A 25,194-nucleotide genomic window follows, 5' to 3' on the forward strand; every position below is an offset into this window, starting at 1 on the left:
AGCGGCCGTGTCAACGGCTATTTTGTTCATTCATTCTACCGGGCTCCGCCATTATAGTCGCAACAGCTCCGGCGGGAGTAGGTATGTGGTGAACGCTTGGTTCTCTGCTGCCCAAGTCTCGGAAATTAGTGGTAAAGCGGTGGCCTCAATATTAGTCATACCAAAATTTGAATTGCTGTCAGGCCAAAAAGTTGTTAGATTCATTTCAATATTGTGACTCGGCGACTGCAGGTGCGGGTGTTGAGTTGATTGCAAGATGGAGTGAGGTTGAAAGTGAATAAAACACTGCGGTTAGACAGCGCCGATAACGTCGCTGTTGCGTTGACCGATTTACAGCCCGGCGAACTAGTCTCGCCACCCAAGGCACCCACACAAGGCGCGCATCCTGAGGCTGAGTCCGCCGCGTCAGCGATTATGCTGGAGATACGTGAACAAATTCCAATGATGCACAAGGTGGCTGTTACGGCTATCAGCCAAGGCGATACAATCACCAAATTTGGCCAGGTTATTGGTGTGGCGGCGGTCGATATTTTACCTGGCAGCCACGTGCACTATCACAATTGTGTATTGGAGGGGTTACCTGCAAACTTCGGTTCAAGTACAGATGCCGTTATGGCAAAAGTTCCAACTACACCAGCGAATCAGCGCTTTTTTCGCGGTTTTCGCCGTGCGAACGGCCGTGTCGGCACGCGTAATTTTATTGGTATCCTCACTTCGGTCAATTGCTCGGCAACCGTTGCAAAACAGATTGCTGCAGCCTTTTCTCATCCAGCAGTATTACAGGATTACCCCAATGTGGATGGTGTTATTGCCCTAACTCACGAGTCCGGGTGTGGGATGCGCGCTGCTGGCGAAGGGTTCGATGCGCTCACCCGCACTTTGGAGGGCTATGTTACCCACCCCAATTTTGGCGGCGTACTTATGGTGGGTTTGGGCTGTGAAACCATGCAGGTACAAGGGTTTTTATCCCGTGCAGGGTTACAGGATTCCGCGACCTTCAGTAGTTTTAATATTCAGGAGGTGGGCGGTACCCGCGCGGCGATAGAAAAGGGTGTCGAGCGCGTTAAAACGCTGCTGACGGCAGTTAATGCGCAATCGCGTCAGCAGTGTCCGTTGGCTGAGTTAACCTTGGCTGTGCAGTGCGGTGGCTCCGACGGTTTTTCTGGTATTACTGCGAACCCCGCATTGGGTGTTGCGGCAGATCTTCTGGTTCAACATGGCGGCAATGTGATTTATTCGGAGACACCTGAAATATTCGGCGCCGAACACTTGCTTAAAGCGCGTGCGGTTAACGCTGATGTTGCGGCAAAACTCAGTGAGCGAATTGACTGGTGGCAAGCATACACGCGTGCGAACGGTTTTGAACTTAACAACAACCCCTCGCCGGGGAACAAGGCGGGCGGACTCAGTACCATCCTGGAAAAGTCATTGGGGGCGCAGGCGAAAGGCGGCACTTCGCCACTCACTGATGTGCTGCTTTACGCCGAGCAGCGTAAAACCCGTGGTTTGGTTTTTATGGATAGCCCAGGATACGACCCGGTGTCTGTGACCGGGCAGGTTGCCTCAGGTGCGAATATTATCGGGTTTACCACGGGGCGTGGCTCTGCATTTGGTTTTAAACCTGTGCCATGCTTTAAATTGAGCAGCAACACCCGCGTGTACGATTTCATGAAAGACGATATCGATATTAATTGCGGAACTATTATCGACGGTGAACAAACGCTTACAGAAGTTGGAGCAGAGATCTTTGAAGCAATTATCGCGATTGCTTCAGGCGAACAAACGAAAAGTGAAACGCTGGGTTATGGTGACAGCGAATTCTGCCCTTGGAAGATTGGCGCGGTGGTTTAGTCGAGCGAGATGATTTTATCGGTTGTCCGCTGGTTTAATTCCAGCGGCGATGTAGCGCTCGCAGCGACTGCCAGAAGGCATCAGGTATTTCCAGGTTCGATAAGCGAACACCGTCAGTCAGTTCCAATTCTGACCTGAATCCGGCAACAACGGTTTCAACCAGTGGATGCTGCATTGGAAATTGAAGTGCCGCTGCCGGCAGGGGAATATTCCATTCTTTACAGAGGTTTTCCAGCTGTTTTACTTTTTCTAGTATCGCTGGCGGCGCCAAGGTATATTCATAAAAATCGCTGCGTTTACCTCGTTCGTTTGCCAAAATACCAGAATTAAAAGGTGCAGCGCTGATAATTTTTATTCCTCTTGCTTCGCATACTGGGAAAAGATTTTTTTCGGCGGTTGTATCAAGTAGCGTGTAGCGACCTGCAATCAGCAGGTAGTCTGGTGCGGTATCTTGAATTATTTTCAGGGCACTGCCCACATCTTTGGTGCCCAATCCTGTTGCTCCTATTTTGCCTGCAGATTTAAGCTCTTGCAGTGCCTGAAATCCACCCTGTTGCCAATAATCCCAGTGCTGAGAAAAGGCGTTTGGGTGGGTTACTTCGTCGAGATCGTGGACAAGTACCAAGTCGATATAGGAGCGCTTCAATCGTTCACAGCTGGTTTCGAATGACTGCATTATGCCGTTGAATGAGTAATCAAATTTGGCGTGGTAAGGCGCGTTGCTAAAAAAACTGTCTCTGCTTTGAGGGAGCCTGTCGGCTGTTGGTTGCAAAATACGGCCGACTTTCGTTGCTATCGGTATATCGAGAGATCCCTCCAATTGCAGCGCATTGCCAATCCGTTTTTCACTAATACCGAACCCATAAAAAGGCGCGGTATCTATAAACTGGAGCCCAGCGTTAATTGCTGCGAGGATAGTCGCTTGCGCATCTGATTCGCTGACTGGACTATATAAATTGCCAAGAGGGGCGGCGCCAAGCGCAAGTTTATTCTGGCGGTTTAGCCGAGGTGTAGTGGTAACACTTGATATTGCTGGACACGGTTTTAAATACATCGTTAACTACAAAGCAAAAAATATTGGCCATGTTAACGAAGTATGATGAGATCGAGCAAGTAACCGGAGCAAGTTACCGGAGCAAGCATCCGCTGTCGTTGATTTAGCGGCGTTCCGTATTCATCAGCGTAGCGATATTACTAACCGCCAGTTTGACTGCTTGCAATGTTCCCTCAATGGTCGCCAGTTCGGGCTTACATTGAACGTGTGGCACGGTAAGTGCGGCGACAGCTTCTGTATTTTCAAGAATAGGTACTGAAATATCGGTTACGCCTTCAACGAAGTCACTGGCGCGAATGGCATATCCATCTTGTTCGACCTTTAAGATACGCATTAAAAATTCGCGTTCCTGATCTGCATTTAGGGCAAGCTCAGCAAGGATTTTCTGTTTGGTTTCCATGGGGTGATAAGCGCAGAGCACCGCACCGGACGTGGACTCCGCGAGCGGGCGTCGGTAACCAATGCGGACAGAAAAACCGAGATCACGAGGGTTTTCTACACGGGAGACTACAACAATTTGTCCGTTCGAACAGACCGTGAGATGGCAGGACTGACCGACCTTGTCGGCGAGATTTTTCATTTCTGCCAGCGAAGTTTCAATCAGGTTACGCACGCGCGTTTGCGCAAGCCCCAGAGAAAAGAGCTTATTTGTGAGCACAAAGCCATCTGTTTGTTGTTCGATATAACCGCGTTCCTCCAGGGTGACTACCATGCGGAAGAGTTCGCTAATAGAACGGCCAAGTTTGCTTGCCATTTGAGAGTTGCTTAATGGCGCGCGTTCTAGTGCCAGTAGCTCAAGTATGTCCAGACCTTTGGCCAGCGCTGGGGCTTTGTAGCGGCGTTCGTCATCGGTTTTAGGCGCTTTGGTCATAAGTCTCTATTGTCCTGCTGGAGAGCTGCGGTGGTTGAGCTATTTTCGGAAGTGGAGGTTACACCCGCTGATAGGCAGATTGGCTCGGGAGTGGATGATGGTTCTGTATTCCAGCACGAATGGGGTAGAGCTTTACTGCATTGCCACCGAAAATTTTATCTACCGCATTTTGCCCCAGGTATCTTTTTATCTGTATTTTTGCTGCGTGGTGCCAGTGAATGTATTCTGCCGCCGCTGTGAGCACTGGCCAGTCACTGCCCCACAGTAAACGATCTTCGCCAAAAGCATTGCAGAGTACGCGGCTGTAGGGTTGGATCTGGGCGGCCAGCGAGATTTTAGAGCTGTGGTTTGCCTCTGTGAACAGCCCGGAATACTTGCATACGACATTGGAGCGTAGAGCTAAATCGGTGATTTGTCGATACCAGATGTTGAATTCGTCCGCTGCGATATTTGGTTTCGCGGCATGGTTTACAACAATAGTGAGTTCTGGATAGCGATCCGCGAGGGTGGTGAGCGCTTTCAGGTGACGGGGGTACACCAGGGCTTCGAAGCAGAGTTGCTGCCGACTCATTTCGCGCAGCGCGGGGCTACAGCCGGGTTGCAATATCCAGTTTTCATCTTTCATGTGCTGAAGCATTGGCCGAATACCTAGCAGGTAATCCGGGTAGTCTGTTAGCCACTGGTTGAGTTGATTCACGGCGCTATCGGCTGTCAGATTCAGCCAGCCGATAACGCCGACCACCTGAGAGTGAACCACCGCGTTGCAGAGCAGAGTTTCTGTATCCTCCTCACTTTCCTGTGATTGCACGGTGATAAATTTTTGCACGCCGCAGACATTACCAAGCCTGACCAATTCGGCTTGCGAAATGTCGCCGGGAAGCGCGGTGCCCGGCGGAAATATTTCTCGCAGTTGCGCATTGGTCAGGAGATGCGCGTGGGTATCGATCATAGGTCGCCTGTATATCTATTGCCCCAATGTCACTTGGAGCGGTTTGCCCCGGTAGCGCACAGTTTGGCTGACGAGCTTGTCGAAGTCTGCGCTATCGGAATTTTTAGCGCTGATCCAGCGAATATTCAAGTCGCGCTCTGTGGCCATGCCGTTAAACTCGCCGAGCCGCGCGCCGATGGTGAGCTGTTTTGACTGATCATCATATTGCAACGGAATGCGCGACCATGCGCCTTGTTCGTAGTCGTAACTTTCACCGTCGTCCTCATACAGCTCAAATTCGCCGTCTGCACCCGTATAAACCGTGATCGTAAGCGGGCCATTGGCAGTTTGCTTCGCGAATTGCGCTGTGGGCCCGGTCACCAAAATGGAACCGGCTTTCACATATAAAGGTATGCGGCTGAGGGGTGCTTCGGCTGTGATAGTGCGGCCGCCTGTGTACAGAGTTGCATCGTAAAAATCGTACCACAGGGTATCTCTTGGCAGATAAACCTGGCGTTCCCGCTTACCGAAATCGGATATTGGAGCTACCAGTAAATGGGGGCCAAAAAGATACTCGTCGTTAATTGATGCGGCTTTGGAATCCATTGGAAAATCCATCGCCAGACCGCGCATCAAGGTTGCATCTTTGTGGAACATATCGCCTGCTTGGGAATAAATGTAGGGAAGCAAACGGTAGCGCAGCTGGGTGTACCACACCATGGAGTCATAAGCTTCACTACCTTCAGCAGCGATGTTATAAATCTCGCGGTAGGGGTTTTGCCCGTGGGAGCGGTAAATGGGAAGAAATGCGCCCAGCTGGTACCAGCGCGTATTTAGCTCTTGCCATTCGGGTAACTGGGAAGGGTCCATTTCGGTGTAGGGCCCGACGCTTTTGCCTTCGAACGAACGATAGCGATCTTCCGGAGTAAAGCCGCCTATATCAAATGTCCAGTTGGGCATTCCAGCAAGTCCAGTATTTATACCAGCGGCAATTTGTTCGTGAAGATTGGACCAGCGCGATACAGTGTCCCCGCTCCAGATCGCCGAAGCGGTACGCTGTATGCCTCCAAATCCTGAGCGAGTGAGAATGAACACACGGGTGTCTGGTGCGCTGGCTCGATCCCCCTGGTAAACACTTTCCGCATGGGGAACCGCGTAGGCATTAAATACTTGAGCACCGGTACCGGCATGGTTTGGGCTCATAAGCTCCTTGCGTTTGTTCCAGCTAACATTGGAGTGGATATCTGGCTCCACCGCATCCAGCCACCAGGCGTCGAAGCCTTTCTGATTAATTTTCGCATCCAACTGCTGCCAGAAAAGTGCGCGTGCATCCGGATTGTAGGCGTCATAAAACCCGTTGAGAAAACCGGGGTAAATCCAGTCTTTGTTACCTTCTTCGATATTGCGATTGAGCATGAAACCGTATTTGTCGAGCGCTTTATAGTTTTCCGTCGTTGGGTAAAATTTGGGCCAAACGGAGATCATGATATGGGCATTGAGATCGTGCACCTGGCTTACCAGCTCGGATGGGTCTGGAAAATATGTTTTATCAAAATCGTGACTACCCCAGGCATCGACGGGCCAGTAGGACCAGTCCAGGACAATATTGTCTAGCGGGATCTTCCTACTGCGGTACTCTTTAACAGCCGTTACGATTTCGTCGCTGCTTTTGTATCGCTCCCGGCTTTGCCAAAAGCCGTAGGCCCAACGCGGTAGAAGTACAGATTTGCCAGTGAGTTGTCGGTACCCGGCGATTTGTTCATCCTTTGATTGACCTGCAACCACGTAGTAATCAATGGCTTTAGCAACGTCTGAACTGAAGGTGATACGTTCTTTGCGGGATTCTGCAGATGGTGCGTGGCTTAGTACTCTCATGTAACCGCCACCGGGTTCCCATTCGAGTTTGAAGGATTTTTTTTGATCCTTGGCAAATGCCACTTTGGTGTTGTGGTACCAGGGGTTCCAGTTCATCCGCCAACGATCAAGCAGCAGCGTGTTGTCTATACTTAATTTGGCATAGCCGCTGGAATACATGAGAATTTCCTGCGTGCCACTGGTGTTGCTTTGGATACTGCCCAGCCATTCTATGCGTAAATTTTTTGCTGCTTCTGTGACCTCCGGCAGCGGAAATTCGCGGATGCTGTTGTTGCTGAGAAACTGATAATTTAAGTCTTTTTCATCGCGTTCCAGCAAAAGCTGGTCGCCATCGAAGTAGCGAGCGGTAAGCGCCCCTTGCTCGCCCTTGGCGTTGAAAAGTGTGAAGTTTTCAAACAGGGGTTTTGCTGGCTCGGGGTCGCCGAAGCGAGAGTCACTGTTGTTATCCCAGAGGATCGCGAACGGCTTTGATGAGGTAAGAAACGGTATCGTAATAATTAAATTGTAGGTAGTGAGGTAGAGGTTTTCGCCGGCCAGGTTTACCTGGCCGTTTTGCTGCTGCCCCAAACCGTAGAATGCGTCTGATTTTTCGGTTGAAAAAGATTGTGATATCTCATGGGTATCGGCAGGTGCGCCGCTGGGATCGCGGGTAACTGGATTAAATTTACCGCTATTCAGCGTTTGCAGGCGCTTACCGTTGTTATCGGTAAAAACGATTTTACCGTCGCCAATAGCGACCTGTACCGACATTTTTGGTGTCTGCAATGTGACGTTTTTTTCAGTCTCATTTATTTCAAACGGCACTTTTTGTGGTTTACCATTAACCATAATACTGGCTGGCAACTCAATCTTATCGGCAGGAGAACTGGTAACACGAATGATATTTTCATCAAATACCTGCAGCCGAACTGACTTAGCGGCGCCCGTGTGAGGATGCACAATAATACCGTGCTCAGTGCGTGTCACTGCAGAGCTGGCGTCTGCTGTGTTTTTGGCGTTGTTGAGTTGTGTACTCTGCGAACAAGCGAGTAACAGGCTCGTGAGCGCGATTTGGGTACATAAAAAACTACTTCTGATTAAATGGGTCAGTTGCATGCGCAATCTCTCTTAGTAGGTTGCCATTGTTATTTTAAGAAGGTGGTGTTGATCGTCGAAATTAAGGCCCCAGTCAGTTTGATCGCCATTCCAAACCCGCTCGAAAACCCACTTCCCCTTATCTGAAAAGTGGCCTTCTTCCACCCGAACTATCATTGTGCGTTTGTCGCTAAGTTCGGAGGAGGGCATGAAGGTAACGCGTGAGCGCAGGCCTGTAACTAAGAAACTATTTTCCGAAAGTTTTGCCACCAGTGCGCCACCGGAGGCCGGGTTATTCCCTTTCGGCGGGTCTATCCAAAACATGGGGCGGCCATAGGTTACTTCGGCATTCCATAAGCCTAAATCCAGGACTTGGGTCAGCTCCGTAGCCAGATTTTTTTGTGCAGCTTTAGTCACTGTGTTGGCCGAATTCCAAACGGCCTGTGCTTTCTCGGTATCAACAGGTTCTGCAACGCCCCATACCGGGTATTCATAGCTGATCTTTGCCCATTGATGCGCCCAGGGCGAAAGCAGTGCGAAGACTTCCGCAAATGGAGCGAAGTCTTCACTGCGGTAGCCTTTTGCACCAAGCGGATAGTTCGTGTAGCCGGTGGTATCCATACCGAAAGGTGCAATACCAATACCGCCCCGGCCGAGTGTTTCGAACAGGTATCGCGCGTAGGGCTGATCGTTTCCGATCTCGGCCACAAATAAGGGGTTGTCGTCTCGCGCATAAATATCGAGGATTTTCGTTGCTGTGCGATAGTCGCGAAAGTATATATCTGGGGCAATAATATCAATTGCAGGTGCCGCTACTTTCCAAATATCAATAACATTGTCGGTTGCACCTCCGCTTGAGTAGCTCCCGGGTTTTCCGGGGTTAAACGGGTTACGCAATGCGACGTTAATTGTCATAGGGAGGGGGTGTATGGCTTTCCCTGCTTCGGCGATGTCATTGCAATAGCGTGCAATGCTGTAGGCGTGGAAAAATTCACTTGCATTGCTGCCAAACGCTTGAGTCCAGTTGCCATCCGGCAACGCTAATGCATCGCGGAGCAATTTTGGTACGGGTTGTGAGAACAGTGAGTTCGCCTGTGTAGAAAAGTCGCGTACACTCCCGTAAGTACCTACCTCGTTTTGAACTTGTACCATGATCACTTGGTGATGTTTGTCGACTTTTTTTAGATGCTTCATCAGGGCGACAAATGCTTTTTTATCCGCATTCAGTGTTGATTTGAAGTGCGGAGAAAGGGAGTTTAATATTCTTCCATCGTCGGTTTCGACTCTGGGAAAACGTGCATTATCGAGTTTTACCCAGGCAGGCGCGTAATGCGGGGCATTATTTTTCCATGTGGCGAACCAGAGCAGCACGAGTTTAATATCGTGTTGTCGCGCTTGTTTTATAAGTGTGTCCACGAAGCTAAAATCGAACTGCCCCTCGCGTGGTTCCACCTGTTCCCAGGCAACATTGATCTCTAATGTGTTTGCCTGAATTTCATGAACAACGGGCCATACTTTTTCTAGTGCAGCGGCGTAATTGCTGGAGTTGTTTGCCTGCGCGGCTAGCATTAAAAAGGGTTGCCCGTCGACGAATAGCGCATGCTTACCATTTTTTGTCCGCAACTCGGGTAATTCTTTGCCGTACAAAGTCGCAGAAGCACTGAATATCAGTACCAATAGTAAGCTGCGGTAGATAAACGATGTCACAACACGGGCTCCTTATTGGCCACACCAATTTGGTAGGTGGTGTTCGGCTTGGTGGCGAGAGTCAAAATTCCATTTTTACAGTCAGCTGCCATGGGTAAATTTTTATGCTGGACCGTCAAATTTTCGCAAGCGAGCGCTGTGACTACACTGATGGTCTGCTTTAGTGTGCTGCTGAGTTCGGCTTTTTCCAACTGGTGCTGTTTCCAATAAATGTCGACGGTGATTCCGGTACGAGCGCGGAGACCGGTTACACTGCCATTCGCCCAAGCTTGCGGCAACGCCGGTAATAATTCGATTTTCCCCCTGTGGCTTTGGATCAGCATTTCCGCGATTCCGGCCGTTGCTCCGAAATTTCCGTCGATCTGAAAAGGAGGGTGATTGTCCCAAAGATTTTGCAACGTGCTGTGCTCTAGTTGTTCGCTTAGCAGCTTCAGCGCGCGGTCGCCTTCTCTTAAGCGAGCCCACAAATTGATTTTCCACGCCTTTGACCAGCCAGTGCCGCTATCACCGCGAGCATTCAGCGTAGTTTTTGCAGCTTTGAAATACTCAGGTGTGTCGGCATTTGAAATTTGATTGCCCGGGTAGAGAGCATAAAGGTGAGAAATGTGTCTGTGTTGAGAGGTGGGGTCGTCCAGATCTTGCTGCCATTCCTGCAGTTGTCCCCATTTGCCAATGCGGAGGCCGTCATCCGTATTTTGTAGGAACGGTTTTAAACTGCGGGCAAACTGGCGGTCTTTCAACATTTCCGCTGCTGCGTGGGTATTGCGAAAAAGTTCACTTACAATTTGCTGGGACATGCTTGCGCCTTCGCTGAACGGACCATGCTCTGGTGAGTAGCTTGGGTTCACCCAGTAGGTGCCATCCCGCTGGGTGAGAAAGGTCATCCAAAACTGGCTGGTACTTTTCATTGCCGGGTATGCCCGTTCGCGTAAAAACTTTTTATCGCCAGTAAACTGATAAAAGTCGAAATATAAGCGCATTAACCAAGCGTTGGCTTCCGGTTGCCAGAATGCTGTGGGCCAGGAGATAAGTCCGCTAAACCCGAAGATATTGGTGTTTAGCAGCACTGCCCAGCCAGCGTCTGCGCCAAGTGTTTGCGCGCTTTTTTCACCCGGTGCACGAAGCGCATCAACAAAATCGTAGAGCGGAGGTGTTGTCTCGCTAAGATTGGTTACCAGAGCAGGCCAGTAATTCATCTGTAAATTAATATTGACATGGTAGTCGGCGTTCCATGGCGGAGTGTTGGAATGGTTCCAAACGCCCTGAAGGTTGGCGGGCAGGCTCCCTGCGCGTGAGCTGGCAATCAACAAGTAGCGGCCATAATTAAAATACAGTGTTTCCAGCGCGCGTTTATTTTCTGGAGTGTCTTTGTGGTAGGCCTCCAGGCGAGCAGGCAGCGGCTTGGTGTCTGCGACAGAGTTGGGACTCGAATTCGGGGTGAGATTGAGCGTGACTCGCTGGAATAAACTGCGATAGTCCGTGATATGTCGGCTCTTAAGCAGTGGGTAGCCTTTTTTGGTAAGACTATTTAGTCGTGTTTCCACAACAGCCAGTGGAGATGGAGCACCAGATGCTACCCGGTAAGTTGGATACACAGGTGCATAATCCGTGGCAGTCGCGAGAACGAGCGTGACTTTATCTGCGCTGCGAATTTGGAGTTTATCACTGGTACGTGCAACCGTTCCGCTTTGTGTTCTTACTTCCACCATTGCGGCATAGCGCAATCCGTTATTATTCAGTGCTCCGGAAAGCGACATTCTGTGCGTGGTTGCGTTGAGTAACTGTGATCGGTTGTCGCTGGTGTGTAGACCTACGTTCAGATTCAGGGCGCCGGGTTTGTCCGAGGCTATCTGTAGCACAATTACCTTGTCCGGGAAACTGGCAAAATATTCGCGCCGGTAACCTACACCTGTAATAGTATATTCAACGCTGGCCAATGCATTTTCGATATTAAGATTGCGTCGGTAGTCTTGCACTTCGGTAGAGTGTAGATGTTCGATGATAAGATCACCGAAGGTCTGATAATTACCGTATTCGGTAGGGTCTTGCCCCAGTTGCGTGGCGACGGTTTCTGCGGACAAAACGGCTCCCTTGGCCAGTTGTTGCTGAACGGCTTTTAGCTTGGCGGGGAAATTGGGGGCGGCTAATCCAAAATTGTAACCCTGCGCACCTGGGCCACCTTCCCATAGACTTTTTTCGTTAAATTGAACTAGCTCTTTATTGATTTCGCCGGTTATTACTGCCCCCATGGCGCCGTTGCCAATGGGCAAGCCCTGATTTTCCCAATCGGATGCAGGCGAGAAAAATAGTAAATTCGTTTGCGCCGGGTGGGATGCTCGTACTATAGGAGCGAATGCGACCATCAGAAATGCCAGCAGCAGTAGTATTTGCCAGGCGAATTTCTGATTCTGAAAATTATTGCGTTGCGGCGTCGGTTTCATAAAGCGTACTGAGAAATTCATGGTGATAGGGCGCGTGGGAAACGCCTTTTACGATGGCTGCGCGCATTTTTGCGCTCACGTCTCGAACGGTAGTTGACATCGGAGCGTCTATTGCGTATGAAAGCGGATAGCGTTTAAAGCCGCTGTACATGGCCAACCAACTTTGTGCCTGGAAGCTCTCCTGCTCGAGTATTACCAGCTGTGCATTGGTAAGCCATTGATCAATTTTGTATTGTAGGGTGTCCGGCAGTGATAGCTCATTAAACTGTTTCCAGAAATTCGAGCCGGTTCTGTCGCTCAACCAATAGTGCAGCAGGATAAAATCCCGAATGCGTTCGTATTCGAGGCGGTTGAGGTGGTTAGCATGCTCTGTGGCTTTTGGGTCCAGGCATCCGTTGGGAAGATGTTCGATAATTTTGCCAATTGCTGTGTGGATCATGGAAATACTGGTGGACTCGAGAGGCTCGATAAACCCGCTGGCCAATCCGACGGCAGCACAATTTTTTACCCAGAAATTTTCTCGCATGCCGGCACGGAATGTGATGACGCGAGGATCGTTTATCGGCTTGCCCGTAACATGACGTAATAATTGGGAAGCTGCTTGATCTTCCGTTATATGGTTGTCTGAGAAAACATAACCATTCCCAGTGCGTGATTTAAGCGGGATCGACCAGGCCCACCCACTATCGAGTGCAGTTGAAATGGTGTAGGGCGGTGGGGTTGGGTTTGCTGCTGTTTGAACGACAACGGCTTTATTGCAGGGAAGCCAGTGGCTCCAGTCGCAGAAAGGTTCACCGTACTCCTGGGCTAAAAGGCGCGACTTGAAACCTGTACAGTCGATAAAAAAGTCGGCCTTCAGCTGTGCCCCATCACTCAGCACCAAACAATCAATATTGCCGCTGGTAGGGTTTTTGACAAACGCAGAGACGGTGCCTTTTGTGTAAGCAACACCCAGTTGCTGCGCATAGTCACGCAGAAAATTTGCGTATTTTGCGCCGTCGAAGTGATAGGCGTAGCCATACCAGGCGAGGGGGGTAGACGCGTGGTTGTTGGGGAGGCTGAATTTACCGGCCTGTGCCAGCGATGCGCAGAGCGAGTAATGCTCCAGTGGATTTCCAGTATGAGACTCTAGCTTTGCTTCTTGTTGCATGCACAGCCATGCATGGTAAAAAGCTTTTCCCTCTATAGGTACGCCGAAATCGGAAAACGGGTGAAAAAATTTTTCACCCGGTACACGCCAATCGCGGAATTCGATACCGAGTTTAAACGTAGCATCGGTGGCTACGAGCATAGCCTGCTCGTCTATGCCCAGCTGCTTGTGTACCTGGGTGATTGCGGGTACGGTAGCTTCGCCCACACCAATAGTTGCGTGCTCGGGCGATTCAACGAGAGTAATGGCAATAGATTGCCCTGCAAAACGCCTTGCGAGCATGGCGGCGGCGCTCCAACCTGCAGTGCCGCCGCCGACTATCGCGAAGTGTTTTATCTTCGTATTCATAACTTAGCTGCGGGCAGTTATGTCACTGGCTTCATGTGTTAAGTGCTGTTAGAACGTGAAGCGCAGGCTAATACCGTAGCGCGTGTCCTGACTGTAAACGAAAGCGGGGTGTTCGCCTGCCTCGTTTTGTTTCATGATTCCCTTGGTTTTGGATTTGCCGAGGTTGTATGCCTCGAGATTAAGTGTCAGTTGGTCCGTGATGTCGTATCCCATTGAGAGATCCCATTGCGAGTACGCATCTGCAAAAACCGGCAATTTCCAAACGATGTCCTGATCGGTCCCGTTCCAGCCATTGGGACCGATGGACTGCAAAATTTCACTTGCATAGTTGTAAGCCAGGCGAACGAAAAAACGCTCCTTTTCATACATCAGTGCGAGGTTATAGGTGCGCTCTGCCAGCCCTTCCAGTGGCAGGTCGTTGATCGGGGAACCATCGGTGTCTGTTGGCGTAGTGCCCTCTTGCGCGGGCAGCTCTGTTGAACTGTCCACCAGGGTCATGTTACCGGTTACACCAAAGCCGTCAAAAGGCGCTGGTAAAAAGTCGAAGTAATAGCTCCCGCCGATTTCGATCCCTTGTACGTCTGCGGTTCCGGTATTAATCACATTTGTTGCTGTCACGTTCAGGTCACGCGTTTCTACGCTGTAGCTTTGTACGCGAAAATAATCGTAAACGTCTTTTTTAAATAAGGCGGCAGTCAGTGCCCCACCGGCGTCATTAAAGTACCACTCAGCCGAAAGGTCGTACTGTTTGGCCTGCATTGGTCGCAGGTATGGATTGGTTTCATTCGAGGTTAAATTAATTTTGACCATGTCCCGCGTAACCTGATCGCCATCGGTTGGCCGCTGGTCTTCGGGTATCGCATCGTTCCAGCCGACATCGAGTGTCCACACTGCTTTCAGGCGCTCAAATTCCGGTTTCCAAATACCTTTCGATGCCGAAAAACGCAACACAACGTTTTCGGTTGCGTCGAAGCGTAAATTCATACTTGGCAGAAGGCTGTTGTAACTGTTTTTTGCTGAAATCGGCTCGGACGGAAATGCAAAAATCTGTTCGTCTCCAACAGTGAGACCCGGCGCCTGAAAATAGCCGGACGCCGTGTTTTCCGTTCTGACGTAGCGAATGCCAGCGTTACCACCGAAGCGATCGGATAGCGCGAAGTCCATGCGGATATAGGCGGCGTTTGACGTTTCGTCCTGGATATTTTTATTCGGTGCGTAGTTAAGATTTCCCTGCTCTGCAAAATCGGGCAGGCTGGTCGCCCATTCGGAGCCAGCGGGTGGTTGTGTGGTCGCGGCCATCGCATGGGTGGTTGCTGCGAAGTCATTGAGCGCTTCACGCTTGTACATCCATGCCGACAGGGGAACCTGGGCATCGCCTCGCTGAAAATTATCGAATTCGTAAGCTTGCATCAGGCTTGCATCGGTAATTTTAGGCACGTCATCGCCCCAGGCGGACAGGTTCCATGGCTGTACTCGTGCAGACCAGCTAAACGCTTCTCGGTTGTCGGCTTCTTTTTTGGCGTAGCGTACGCCTGCTTTCACGGAAGAAACGATAGAGTCTTCGAACTCGTATTCTGCATCCACTCTGACGGCTGTCGATTCGGCTTCGTTTTTAACGGGCCAGGTCATCATTTGGCCGTAGCTGTAATTGCCTATATCACGCAGGGTGTTATCAACATCGACGATAGTTGGCCCATCATCATTGTCCAGTCCACTCACATAAATCTGCTCAGGGAATATTACTGTACCCAATGTGTAGTCGCTGCGTTCCGCTGTCGATTTAACCTGCTGTAAATCGGCCGATACAGTCCACTGATTAACAAACCAGGTCGCGCCCGCGGAAATATCGGTGGTGGTGCTTTCGTTTTTAGAAACTCGCGAGCTGGTGCCAAGCGCGATTCCCGATGGTGAAGTGAGGGTGCCGCTTACAAGTGCGTTGTTTTCGTCGTAAACCCAATCACTGTTTTCCGGGGGTACGGGGTAGACCCCGGCGTCCAGGAAAAAAGCATTCTCGTACCACTCTCGAGTGGCTTCGCTCCTCAGTGCAGTAACGTAGGTTTCGAGGTGAGTACCGGGAGACCATTGGAGTGCAAGATATTGCCCCGAGCGGGTTCGGTTGTAGTCGTTTCTTCGCCAATCTGAACCTTTAGTCACCCACACACGGTCGTCCTCTATGTCGTCTCGAGGAAAAAATGCTCGGTTGTAGAGGTTGTCTGCGCGGGAGGATATTTCAGATGTGGACAGGTCAATCAGCACCCCAAACTTGCCTGCGCTATTAGTCCAGTTGTTGCTGTAGAGAACCGAAGCTTCGGGGTTCCACTCGTCGATATTATCTGCGTAGTTCGCTTTTACAGTACCGGACAACAACATATCCTCACTGTCGAAAGGCATCCGCGTACGCAGGTTGACGATACCGCCTAAGCCGCCTTCAATCATGTCGGCGGTAGGCGTTTTGTGTACGTCTACCGCCGACATCAGCTCCGCAGGAACATCGTCGAAACTCAGGCTGCGGCCATCGCTGGCCGAGAATATATCGCGTCCGTTTAACTCGGCACGCACTTGCGGTAAACCGCGAATAGAAACACCGGCACCTTCGCCGGCAAAATGCTCCGGATCGGCCGGCTGGTCAAAGCGGGACACGGCAACGCCAGGAATTCTCTGGATCGCCTCCGCGATACTGCGATCAGGCAATTTGCCGATGTCGTCAGCAACAATACTGTCGACAACGCTGTTGGCCTCCCGCTTCAGATTTTGCGCCGACTCAAGGCTTGAGCGGAGCCCGCGAACGATAACTTCTTCAATATCTTGCTCGCCCTGCGCAGCGGCTGGACCTATGAGACCAAGAGTAGAAAGTAGGAAAACTGATGTGCTGACGCCTGCACGCGTGTAGGTATGCGTCATAACTCCCCCGTTTTTATTATTTAGTGCGCGTAAGCCGAGTGTTCGGTTCGCGATGGGTGTTGTGCGGAATAATGCGACCGGAATGATACTAGGCTAACGATTTTATATGTGCAATATCTATCAAATATAAAAATGACAAATAGGAAAAATAGTGACTTGGTTCTCTTAATATGGCGCATAAATCTTTTTATATGCCCTCAATTTAAGTGATTGGCAGGCTTGCCGGCTGAACGTTAACGCCCAAAAGCTATCTCGCCGGGAGGCTCAAAATTCGCTTTTGGTCGGGTTGCGAGCCAACTGCCAGCTGGGAAATAAGCATGAAAAAATGATCAGTTCAGGGGGTGGGCGCCATAAAACACAATTCGCTTGGCGGTTAATTTGGTATGGCTTGAGAATATGATAAGGTTAGATGAAATACGCGCCATTGGCTGACGGAATTGCTGTCATTCTGTGCCGTGCTATGTGCCTCCGAAAGGTTATACGCGCAAGTCTTTGCTTTCCAGGCTTGCTCCGCGCCAAAAAGCGGCACCAGCACGCCTTGATGGATTGCTGAAAACGCCTTGTGGCTGTATTGTTATGAATGCCTATAAAAACCAAAATGGTGCAAATATTTCTATCTGCTCGTTATTGGCGCATTTTTTTGCGTTATTAACGAGCCGATATGAAAAAATGCCCCGTGAAACGCGAGCAAACGCTTGCTTTATCGGTGGTATAAAGTTTGCTTTCTTGCGCAATTGTGATCCAGTACGTGAGTACGCGCCGTTATCCCGGCCACCGCATTCGTGTTCGGAAGCATCACTTACGCAGTTAAAGCTAAAAATCTCTCTTGGGGAAAATATATGCAAAAAAAATATCTATCCATGGCAATCAGCGGTGCCATAAGCGCATTGATTGCTGGTGTTCAGGTTTCTGGGGCGATCGCTCAGGAACAGAGCGCTGAATTGACAGAGGAAGTTTTGGTTACCGGTTCCCGGATTTATCAACCCGGTTTGGACTCGGTTACCCCTGTTCAGGTATTGAACGCTGCTGATTTGGACCTTGGTGCTGAAGTCAATATCGGTGACGCGATCAACCAATTGCCTGCAGCAGGTACACCCCTGTTCAATCGGACAAACTCTAACTTTGATATCTCCAACTCTGGTGTTGTGAATGTCAACCTTCGCGACCTTGCTGCTGAGCGTACCTTGGTGCTGGTAAATGGTCGTAGGTTTGTTGCGGGTGTGCCAGGTAGCTCTGCAGTTGACCTTAACGCAATCCCTTCTGCGATGATTCAGCGAGTGGAAATTACCACGGGTGGTAACTCCGCAGTATATGGTTCCGATGCGGTTGCTGGTGTTGTTAACTTCGTGACCAAAAAGAACTTCGAAGGCGTCGAATTAAGCAGCCGGTATGAGGTCACTGGTGAAGGCGACGGTGAAGAGTACGATTTCGGCTTGTTGATGGGCTCCAACTTCTCTGATGAGAAAGGTAACGCAACTGTCTTTTTCGGCTACACCGACCAGGGAGCCGTTTTTTCTCGCGATCGTGAACGCACCGCTGTTGACGCGGTTGGCTCATATTGGGTTCTTGACGACGGTGAAGTCTTTGACCATTACGCGCCTTATTACTCCAGCTATCCTCCTCAAGGTCGCTTTAATGTGACTGGCACAGGCTCAAGTTCAGCAAACTACACTTACCGTCCAGGTCCTGGCAATGGCATTCTGATCGACCATTTCGATAATAATGGTACTGGAGACGAAGGCATTGCGGATGGTTTCAACCGCATGGATTACCGTTTGATTGCCATTCCAACTGAGCGATTTTTGCTTGCCACGAATACGCACTACGATTTCAACGACTCTGTTAGCGCTTTCATAGAAGGTACTTATACCACTACGAAAACTAAATCAGAGTTAGAGCCTTTCCCAATGGACTCGTACGATATTTTCGGCGACGCCAATAACGGTGGTATTCCTCTACAGTACGAAAACAGTGCTGGGGACATGATATCTAACCCCTATATGCCTCAAGAAATTTATGATGCTGCAACTGCAAACGGCCTTGACGGCGTTTCGTTTGTCCGCCGGTTGTCTGAATTTGGTGGACGTGGCTCTGAGAACGAACGTCAGACTTTCCGAACTGTATTCGGGTTGGAAGGCCAATTTGCTGATGATTCGTGGCGCTGGGACGTTAGCTATAACTACGGTCAAACTACTCAAGCCCAGGTTTCTCAAGGGCAAGTAGATATTACCGCGATGCGCTATGCACTGCTTTCCGAAGAAAACCCTGATAATCCTGGCGAAATTCGTTGTGTTGATGCGACAGCTCGAGAGTTCGGCTGTATGCCTTTGAACGTTTTCGGTTTCAACAGTGCTAGTCCAGAAGCTGTGGCATATGTATCTGCAGATCAAACCCGAAATGCGACTGTCAAGCAGAAGGTTTTCCAGGCTAACATTTCCGGTGCTCTCTTCGAAATGCCTGCGGGCGATCTCGCAGTGGCAACGGGTATTGAATCCCGTTCAGAAAGTTCTGTTGCTCGCAACGATGCACTGACCGTTCGCGGCTTGAACTCCTCGAACGCATCACCGAATGTAAAAGGTCAGTTCGATGTAGATGAATTTTACGCCGAAGTTAACGTACCGCTTCTGAAAGATACCTTCGTTCAGAGCGCTTCGTTAGGTCTTGCTGGCCGTTTGTCCGACTACTCGACAGTGGGCACAACGTCTACGTATGAAGGGAAGTTAGATATTAAGGTTAACGACAATATCTTGCTTCGCGGCTCTGCTGCGCAAGCGGTGCGGGCGCCTGGCGTAGACGAATTGTATGATCCAGGTACGCAAACTTTCTCGCAGGTTAATGACCCTTGTAACGGCATTACCGCGGCAAGCCAGGGCGTGGTCGCAGATAACTGCCGAGCGGTTCCTGAAATCGCTGCTCGAATCGAAGAGTTTGGTGAGTTCACATTGTCGCAGCCAGAGCTGCAGGGTACCACTGGTTTCCTTGGCGGTAACTCAGAGCTGTATGAAGAAACCGCGAACACCTACACCTTTGGCTTTGTTCACACTCCTACCTACCTGCCAGACAGCCTGTCAGCTTCTGTCAGCGTAGATTACTGGGATATTCAGGTGGATGACGCTATCTTTACCGTAACTCAGAACAATGTAGCAGACCTCTGCTATGGTTCTGCGAGTTTCCCTAACAATCAATTTTGTGACCAAATTACTCGCTACCCCTCAACACACCCTTACCGTGGTGCTCTCGAGGAAGTGAATTCTGGGTCCGCAAACGTTGGTGAAATCAGTACTTCCGGTATAGATGTCGCGATTGACCTTGATTACGACTTGCAGATGGCGTTCTCGGTACCGGGTGCTATCAGCTGGAACCTCGCATACACGAATCTTAATAAGTATAAAATTGTTAACTTGCGTGGTGAGGAACCAGATAACGAAAGAGGTGAAATCGGTAACGCTAAGAACAAGTTCACTTCTACCTTGCGCTATAAGTTGGAAGACCTGACTGTTCAGTGGCAGATGCGATATATCGGCAAATCGCGAATCGAAGACACCGATGTATCTAACGAAGACTGTGTAGAGTACAGCGTTGAGTGTTATACAGACGCAATTACCTATTCTGATATGCAGGTGCGTTACACCCTGCGTGATATTATGAGTGGTAATATCGAGCTGTTTGCTGGTGTGGAAAATATGTTTGATCAAGATCCACCCATCGTTTCTTCGGGCTTTACAAACAGTGATACCGGTACTGAGACTGTTGCTGGTGTATACGACGCAATCGGCCGTTCTTTCTACGCTGGTTTTAAAGCGAAGTTCTAACAGCAATTGCTTTAGTTGATCAAAAGCCCCAGCTTGCTGGGGCTTTTTTTGTGCCCGCAAATTGGCTTGCGTGATCATCCTGGAATTCAGAACTGTTGCTGATAAATATGCACTTGATTGTCAGCGTAATACCACTGAAAATTTCTACCGCAAAATCACTGGCTAGCTAGGCTAAAAAAGAAAATTTCCTCAAGACATAGAATATTCGGGTCCGATCATGTTGAACTTAGATTCATATGTGGTGACGACAATTGAATTGTTGAGGTTGCCGCGTGTATGGAGAGTCTTAACTGCAATTTAAGAAAGCGCTAGTGCCTCCCCGATGTTATCCATCTTTCGTTGTGTCGTATCTGGGAATGTTAGGTGTAGGTCTTTGCGCGGGAATCAAATATTTAACTAAGAGAAAAACTTCTCTGACTGAGATGCGATAGAGTGCTGTGGTGAGAACTCGCCGACGCCAAAAGTTATGCGCCAGCACCAAGTACTAAAAAGCCCGCTGCTAAACTCGTCAGCGGGCTGCTTAAAAATACACGCTAAATTATTTGAACGTTAGCAGCGCTATACCATGAATTAGAACGAAAATCGCATTCCAAGGTACATGCGGCGAGGTTCTACCCATGCTCGGGCGTCGCCGTAACTCGTGAACGCGTCACCTGCTGCGAGATCCTGTTCTCGGGTGACGGCCTGATCATCCAGTGCGTTATAGATATCGAGGAAGAATTCTGCCTGATAGCGAGAGAAATCCAATACATACTTCACGCGTAAATCCAGGGTTCCGTAAGATGGCGTTGTACTGCTACCTACACTGCCTTCGTCTACCCAGCGGGTTTCAACACCACCCCATTCGTAGGCACTGTCTACCCTAGATGGCAGGTGTCGGCCTGAGGCCGAAAAGGTATTGCTGTAGAGCATGCCAGAGTTCCAGAAATAACTCGCGCCCAGCTCCAATCCAAAATCGAACGTATAGGAGCCTGCGACTTTGAAAATATGTTTAATATTTCCAGGTTGCTCACCGTACATGCCAGGTGCGCGTGGGTCCAGCCAGAGGACGTCGCCTTGGAAATCGGCGTTACCGTCCGAGTTGGAATTACCTTCCGCATCGTTATAGGTGTATGACGCAAGCATTTGCCAGTTGTCGGATTTACGCTTACGCAGGGTAAACTCGAAGCCCTGGTACTTGCGCTCGCCACCAGCGAGGGTACCGATAACGTAGTTCGAGTCGGGTAATTCATCATAACCAAAATACGATAACGGCAATGCAAGGTCACCGGCGATTTCTGGGTCGGTATATAAGCCGAGATCATAATCTTCTAGCAGGTCTTTTGTTTTTCTGCGACTGTAAGTCACCTCACCGGTAATATCGCTGGTGATAACCTGAGAGTACCCGATGAGGATTTCATCGGTATAGGGCGTTTTGGTGGACGGTGCAAAATAGGCATCAGGATTAACTGAGCCGCCGCGGTAGCGGTAAGTTTGCCAACGGTCGCCAATAAAAACCTGTTCTTCACGCAACGGACCCGTCAAGGTACCTGCGAAGGAGGTCATATCGGTACGGATTGGATCGAAGTACCGGCCCATATAGGCCCAGACTTTGGATTCATCGGTTACTTCATATACAACGCTTAGGCGTGGTGCGACTTCCCAGTCGAATGTAAATATTTTTTCGCCCGTACTCGCGTAGTGTGTCCATTTTTCTGCGCGGAAACCGAGGTTTACGGTCCATTTATCTAGGTTCCATTTATCCTGAACATAAAACTCGTTGCCTTTGATTTTCATCGTGGCGGGCTCAGTCGTAACCATCAGCGTACGATAAGAGTTGATCTGTCCGTTCGGGTTACCTTCCGTGCTGTTGAAAACTATATTCGCCATATCTTCGGCGGTGAGTCCGTCATCATCCGCATCCAGTAGATCGACATAGTAGTCATAGTCGCCGGAGGCTTCTATTTCAGTAAGAATACGCGCATAGTCATCTTCAACAAACTCCGCATCACCAATCCAGTCGGTATTTGTGTACTCACCGAGAGTAATACCAGAGTGGAGCGGACTGATTGACGTGTACAGAGCACTGTCGCCAAGATATTGAGAGTTGATTTCCCGCTCGGCTTCTGACATCTCATATCCGGACTTAAATTCGTGACTACCGAATCCTGTTTCAAGTACCCACTGACCTTTAATGCCGTGTTGCTCTTTGCGTCGGTACTCTTCGGTTTGAGCACCAAAGCCACCAAGCTGCGCTTCTTCTGGAGTGGGGCTGTACTCGCCGGCCAGAAATATTACATCGTTTCGGGGGTTGATCTGATCTGTTGGTGTACGACTTAGTTCCGCGTCATGCTTAAATGTGTGCACACTTACCTGAAGGTTGTCACGCACGTGGGAATACTCTAAACGATAGTTGTTTCCCCCTTGATCGCGGGTATAGTTACGGCCATTAATAACTTCTGGGCTAACCGCGCTATCGATTGAAACGGGGTCATTGAAGTACATGCCTGTAAGGCGGTCCTGCTCAGATATTTGCCAGGATAGCTTTAAAAAGCCAAGATCGCGATCTGTGGTTACACTACGCTGCTTGGTGTTATCGTCCAGCTTCTGTACGTCTTCAGTGCGCTCTTTTTTCTGATAGGAGGCAAAAAACCATAATTTATCCTGGATAATTGGTCCACCTAGAGTGAATGCTGCATCATAGGTTGAGAAGCTGGTTTCATCTTCCGTGTGTTTGTTGCTGGAAACCAAGCCATCATTCTGAAAATAATAATTCACTGATCCATGGAATTCGTTACCGCCTGATTTTGTTATTACATTGGAGATTAAACCTGCCGTGCCTCGATACTCTGCGGGAATGCCCCCTGTAATAACTTTTTGCTCCTGTATTATTTCAGAGTTGATGTTGGCACCGAACGTACCTGTATAGTTGTCGGTGACGTCGATACCTTCGATGTAATACACGTTATCAGTTGAGTAACCCGATGTGTCACCTTCGGCATTGGTGGCGTCTGAATAGTTAACGCCGGATTTTGATGACGGGTTGTTATCGGGTGAGGGTTTAACCCCTGGTACCAGCTGCAAGTACGACTGAAAGGTCCGCTGTGTCGGAAGCGACTCAGTTAGGTCGAGCGTAATGTCCTGACTGACTGTGGCGGAGGTGGTATCGACTGCTGCAAGCTGTTGACCGACGACGACCATCTCTTCCTCGTAACCCACCGCGATAGGTTTTAGGTTGTATTCAAGCTGAAAAGTCTGGTCTGAAATAACAATGACATCTGTACGTTGTTCGCGGTTAAAACCCTCGCTACTAACCGTCACAGAATATTGGTGGGATGGATCCAAGCCGAAAATTTTAGCGTTTCCGTCACTGTCTGTGGTCGCAGTTCTTGTACCGAGACTATCGGGGCTCTTGGCCTCGATTTTCGCGCCTGATATTGGCTTTCCCGATTCATCAGTAACGAGTATTTTTAACGATCCCTTGTCGGCGTATGCGATTGCCGAAATAAAACACATGAGCAGAATAAAAAGCTTACTATAGTTTTTCATGAAGTTTCCTCGTGTTTATTGTGCTGTTATGCCGCCATTCTTTTATAGGTATTGGCTAGCCTCCCTCTTGAATTAGCGAATTGTTGCCTAGGTTATTCTTGAGCATTTGATTTCGTGTTTTAGTTGAACGCAATTACCCCCAATTGGATAAAAAATAATTAATTTAACGAGTTAACGAGATGCTGAAGTGATGAAAGATTTTGTTTTGTGGCGCCGGACTCGCAACAAATGTGCCTATACACAAATTAAATGAAGAGAAGGTGATCGCGGGCGTTGTGTGCGTCTTAAAACGCGATATTAGGCGCCGTACCGTTGATATTTGTGAAATCCGAATCAGCTTGTTGTATACAATCAAAATGAATGCGCTATTTGGATCATCGAAACTTGGCTAGCGACATTTGGGTATGCACCAGTTTGAAACAGGTGTTCGTCAATGGTCTGGTCTCTGTTAGGTGACTGAGCCGGATAAGAGGCACCAACGTAATACATCTGGGCGACAAATTAAGTTGTGCTTTGGAGCTGTTTTTATGAGAATCGTGGTAATTGGCGCCGGTGCTATAGGACGCGCTCTGGTTAGCGTTTATGCAAAGGATCCATCGAATAGTGTTTACAACCTAACACGCAGGGAAGGGCAGTTTGTTGGGGGGGAGCATCAGAATAATGTGCACGCGATGTGTATAAAGGACGTGGCGGACAAACTTGGAGAGTCTACCCTGTTTGTCCCTTCCGATGAGTCAGTGCGCAGGTTGGCGTCAGAAGTTGCCGCCAGCGGCCCTTTAGACCGCGTTATAGTCGCTACCGGTATGCTTCATTCAAATGGTATTACGCCAGAGAAGAGCTTGAAGGCGCTTTCCTACGAAAGCCTTTCCACTGTTTTTATGGTGAATGCGTTTTATCCTGCCATGGTTGCAAAGCACTTTATTCCGCTGCTGGCAAAACATGAAACGTCTGTATTCGCTGCTTTGTCCGCGAGAGTGGGCAGTATTGAAGATAATCATCTTGGCGGGTGGTACGCCTACCGGGCCTCTAAGGCTGCATTGAATATGCTGTTGAAGACAGCCAGTATCGAAGCTCGCCGAGCGAATCCCAATGCACTTGTGGTGGGCCTTCACCCGGGAACCGTAGACAGCGATTTATCCCAACCCTTTCAGAGCCGGGTTCCCAAAGGAAAATTGTTTAGCGCTGAGTTCGCAGCCCAGCAGCTTCAATCGGTAGTGGAGTCGCTGGGGCCGGAGGCGAACGGACGGGTTTTCGCTTGGGATGGCCGTGTCGTTCCCTACTAGCCGGAATTTGGGTGCCATTAAATGTAAAGGAATTACTAGGTTAATCAGAGGTTCCTAAACAAACCTTTATAGCCCGCCAATTAAATAGATGGTTCTGTCCATTCAGCAGCACGCCTTATGCATAATGGTGAAACGTACGTAGGTTCTTATACTTGAATGGCTTAAATTTCACCTTGGGCAATGACGGGGCTGAATTTAACCGCTCAATCGGCGCCGGCCGGCGGATGTCAGCCTGCGTAAGTTTTATATAATTCCTGCTATTCGATTTATTTCCCATTCCCGCACTTGGTTACAGCTCTTATCTAGTACCGACTAGCAACAGCACCCAGTACATTAAGACAGCGCCTTGCCAAACTGAGACGCAAAAGTTG

13 protein-coding genes are annotated in these 25,194 nt (G+C 49.5%); 4 read left to right on the plus strand and 9 right to left on the minus strand.

What is annotated here, in order from left to right; genetic code table 11:
* Positions 1 to 273: 273 nt before the first annotated feature.
* Positions 274 to 1,851, plus strand: coding sequence for a UxaA family hydrolase (locus TERTU_RS06605; RefSeq protein ID WP_041590095.1), 1,578 nt, complete (start codon positions 274 to 276; stop codon positions 1,849 to 1,851).
* 34 nt (positions 1,852 to 1,885) lie between these two features.
* On the opposite strand, the gene TERTU_RS06610 is transcribed toward TERTU_RS06605, so the two are convergent.
* The 8 genes from TERTU_RS06610 to TERTU_RS06645 all read right to left on the minus strand — a co-directional run bounded on the left by TERTU_RS06610 (position 1,886) and on the right by TERTU_RS06645 (position 16,200).
* Positions 1,886 to 2,905, minus strand: coding sequence for an aldo/keto reductase (locus TERTU_RS06610; protein ID WP_015816876.1), 1,020 nt, complete (start codon positions 2,903 to 2,905; stop codon positions 1,886 to 1,888).
* Positions 2,906 to 3,008: 103 nt separating this feature from the next.
* Complete coding sequence (locus TERTU_RS06615) at positions 3,009 to 3,776, minus strand: IclR family transcriptional regulator (protein ID WP_015820749.1); 768 nt, start codon at positions 3,774 to 3,776, stop codon at positions 3,009 to 3,011.
* Positions 3,777 to 3,834: 58 nt separating this feature from the next.
* A complete protein-coding gene (locus TERTU_RS06620; RefSeq protein ID WP_015820490.1) occupies positions 3,835 to 4,725 on the minus strand; it encodes an amidohydrolase family protein in 891 nt (296 codons plus the stop codon).
* A gap of 15 nt (positions 4,726 to 4,740) precedes the next feature.
* Positions 4,741 to 7,674 carry a TIM-barrel domain-containing protein gene (locus TERTU_RS06625; RefSeq protein ID WP_015817636.1) on the minus strand — a complete coding sequence of 978 codons (2,934 nt, stop codon included), beginning with the start codon at positions 7,672 to 7,674 and terminating at the stop codon, positions 4,741 to 4,743.
* A 12-nt stretch (positions 7,675 to 7,686) separates the two neighbouring features.
* Entirely contained in the window at positions 7,687 to 9,360 is a 1,674-nt protein-coding gene (locus TERTU_RS06630; protein WP_015819141.1) for a DUF5597 domain-containing protein, read from the minus strand.
* Entirely contained in the window at positions 9,357 to 11,801 is a 2,445-nt protein-coding gene (locus tag TERTU_RS06635) for a glycoside hydrolase family 95 protein (RefSeq protein WP_015817296.1), read from the minus strand. The genes TERTU_RS06630 and TERTU_RS06635 overlap by 4 nt, the downstream gene beginning before the upstream one ends.
* A complete protein-coding gene (locus tag TERTU_RS06640; RefSeq protein ID WP_015818947.1) occupies positions 11,776 to 13,299 on the minus strand; it encodes a tryptophan halogenase family protein in 1,524 nt (507 codons plus the stop codon). The genes TERTU_RS06635 and TERTU_RS06640 overlap by 26 nt, the downstream gene beginning before the upstream one ends.
* A gap of 48 nt (positions 13,300 to 13,347) precedes the next feature.
* Entirely contained in the window at positions 13,348 to 16,200 is a 2,853-nt protein-coding gene (locus TERTU_RS06645; protein WP_015820107.1) for a TonB-dependent receptor, read from the minus strand.
* Between the two features lie 462 nt (positions 16,201 to 16,662).
* Between TERTU_RS06645 and TERTU_RS21975 the strand changes: the two genes are divergently transcribed.
* Both TERTU_RS21975 and TERTU_RS06655 read left to right on the plus strand, forming a co-directional pair.
* On the plus strand, positions 16,663 to 17,082 hold the full coding sequence (locus tag TERTU_RS21975) for a hypothetical protein (RefSeq protein WP_041590096.1): 420 nt from the start codon (positions 16,663 to 16,665) through the stop codon (positions 17,080 to 17,082).
* Entirely contained in the window at positions 17,040 to 20,012 is a 2,973-nt protein-coding gene (locus tag TERTU_RS06655; protein ID WP_015820771.1) for a TonB-dependent receptor domain-containing protein, read from the plus strand. The genes TERTU_RS21975 and TERTU_RS06655 overlap by 43 nt, the downstream gene beginning before the upstream one ends.
* A 570-nt stretch (positions 20,013 to 20,582) precedes the next feature.
* Here TERTU_RS06655 and TERTU_RS06660 read toward each other — a convergent pair.
* Positions 20,583 to 23,540, minus strand: a complete 2,958-nt coding sequence (locus TERTU_RS06660) for a TonB-dependent receptor (protein ID WP_015820392.1) — start codon at positions 23,538 to 23,540, stop codon at positions 20,583 to 20,585.
* A 527-nt stretch (positions 23,541 to 24,067) separates the two neighbouring features.
* Here TERTU_RS06660 and TERTU_RS06665 point away from each other — a divergent pair.
* Entirely contained in the window at positions 24,068 to 24,823 is a 756-nt protein-coding gene (locus tag TERTU_RS06665) for an SDR family NAD(P)-dependent oxidoreductase (protein ID WP_015819701.1), read from the plus strand.
* The last annotated feature ends 371 nt before the right edge of the window (positions 24,824 to 25,194 follow it).

This window comes from Teredinibacter turnerae T7901 (genome assembly GCF_000023025.1).
GTDB classification, from domain to species: Bacteria; Pseudomonadota; Gammaproteobacteria; order Pseudomonadales; family Cellvibrionaceae; genus Teredinibacter; species Teredinibacter turnerae_B.

What these genes read in the sequence shown, in the direction of transcription:
- TERTU_RS06625 (WP_015817636.1), bottom strand. Translation starts at nt 7,674, where the DNA reads ATGCAACTGACCCATTTAATCAGAAGTAGTTTTTTATGTACCCAAATC.
- TERTU_RS06655 (WP_015820771.1), top strand. Translation starts at nt 17,040, where the DNA reads ATGCAAAAAAAATATCTATCCATGGCAATCAGCGGTGCCATAAGCGCA.
- TERTU_RS06665 (WP_015819701.1), top strand. Translation starts at nt 24,068, where the DNA reads ATGAGAATCGTGGTAATTGGCGCCGGTGCTATAGGACGCGCTCTGGTT.
- TERTU_RS06635 (WP_015817296.1), bottom strand. Translation starts at nt 11,801, where the DNA reads ATGAAACCGACGCCGCAACGCAATAATTTTCAGAATCAGAAATTCGCC.
- TERTU_RS06645 (WP_015820107.1), bottom strand. Translation starts at nt 16,200, where the DNA reads ATGACGCATACCTACACGCGTGCAGGCGTCAGCACATCAGTTTTCCTA.
- TERTU_RS06615 (WP_015820749.1), bottom strand. Translation starts at nt 3,776, where the DNA reads ATGACCAAAGCGCCTAAAACCGATGACGAACGCCGCTACAAAGCCCCA.
- TERTU_RS06660 (WP_015820392.1), bottom strand. Translation starts at nt 23,540, where the DNA reads ATGAAAAACTATAGTAAGCTTTTTATTCTGCTCATGTGTTTTATTTCG.
- TERTU_RS06640 (WP_015818947.1), bottom strand. Translation starts at nt 13,299, where the DNA reads ATGAATACGAAGATAAAACACTTCGCGATAGTCGGCGGCGGCACTGCA.
- TERTU_RS06620 (WP_015820490.1), bottom strand. Translation starts at nt 4,725, where the DNA reads ATGATCGATACCCACGCGCATCTCCTGACCAATGCGCAACTGCGAGAA.
- TERTU_RS06610 (WP_015816876.1), bottom strand. Translation starts at nt 2,905, where the DNA reads ATGTATTTAAAACCGTGTCCAGCAATATCAAGTGTTACCACTACACCT.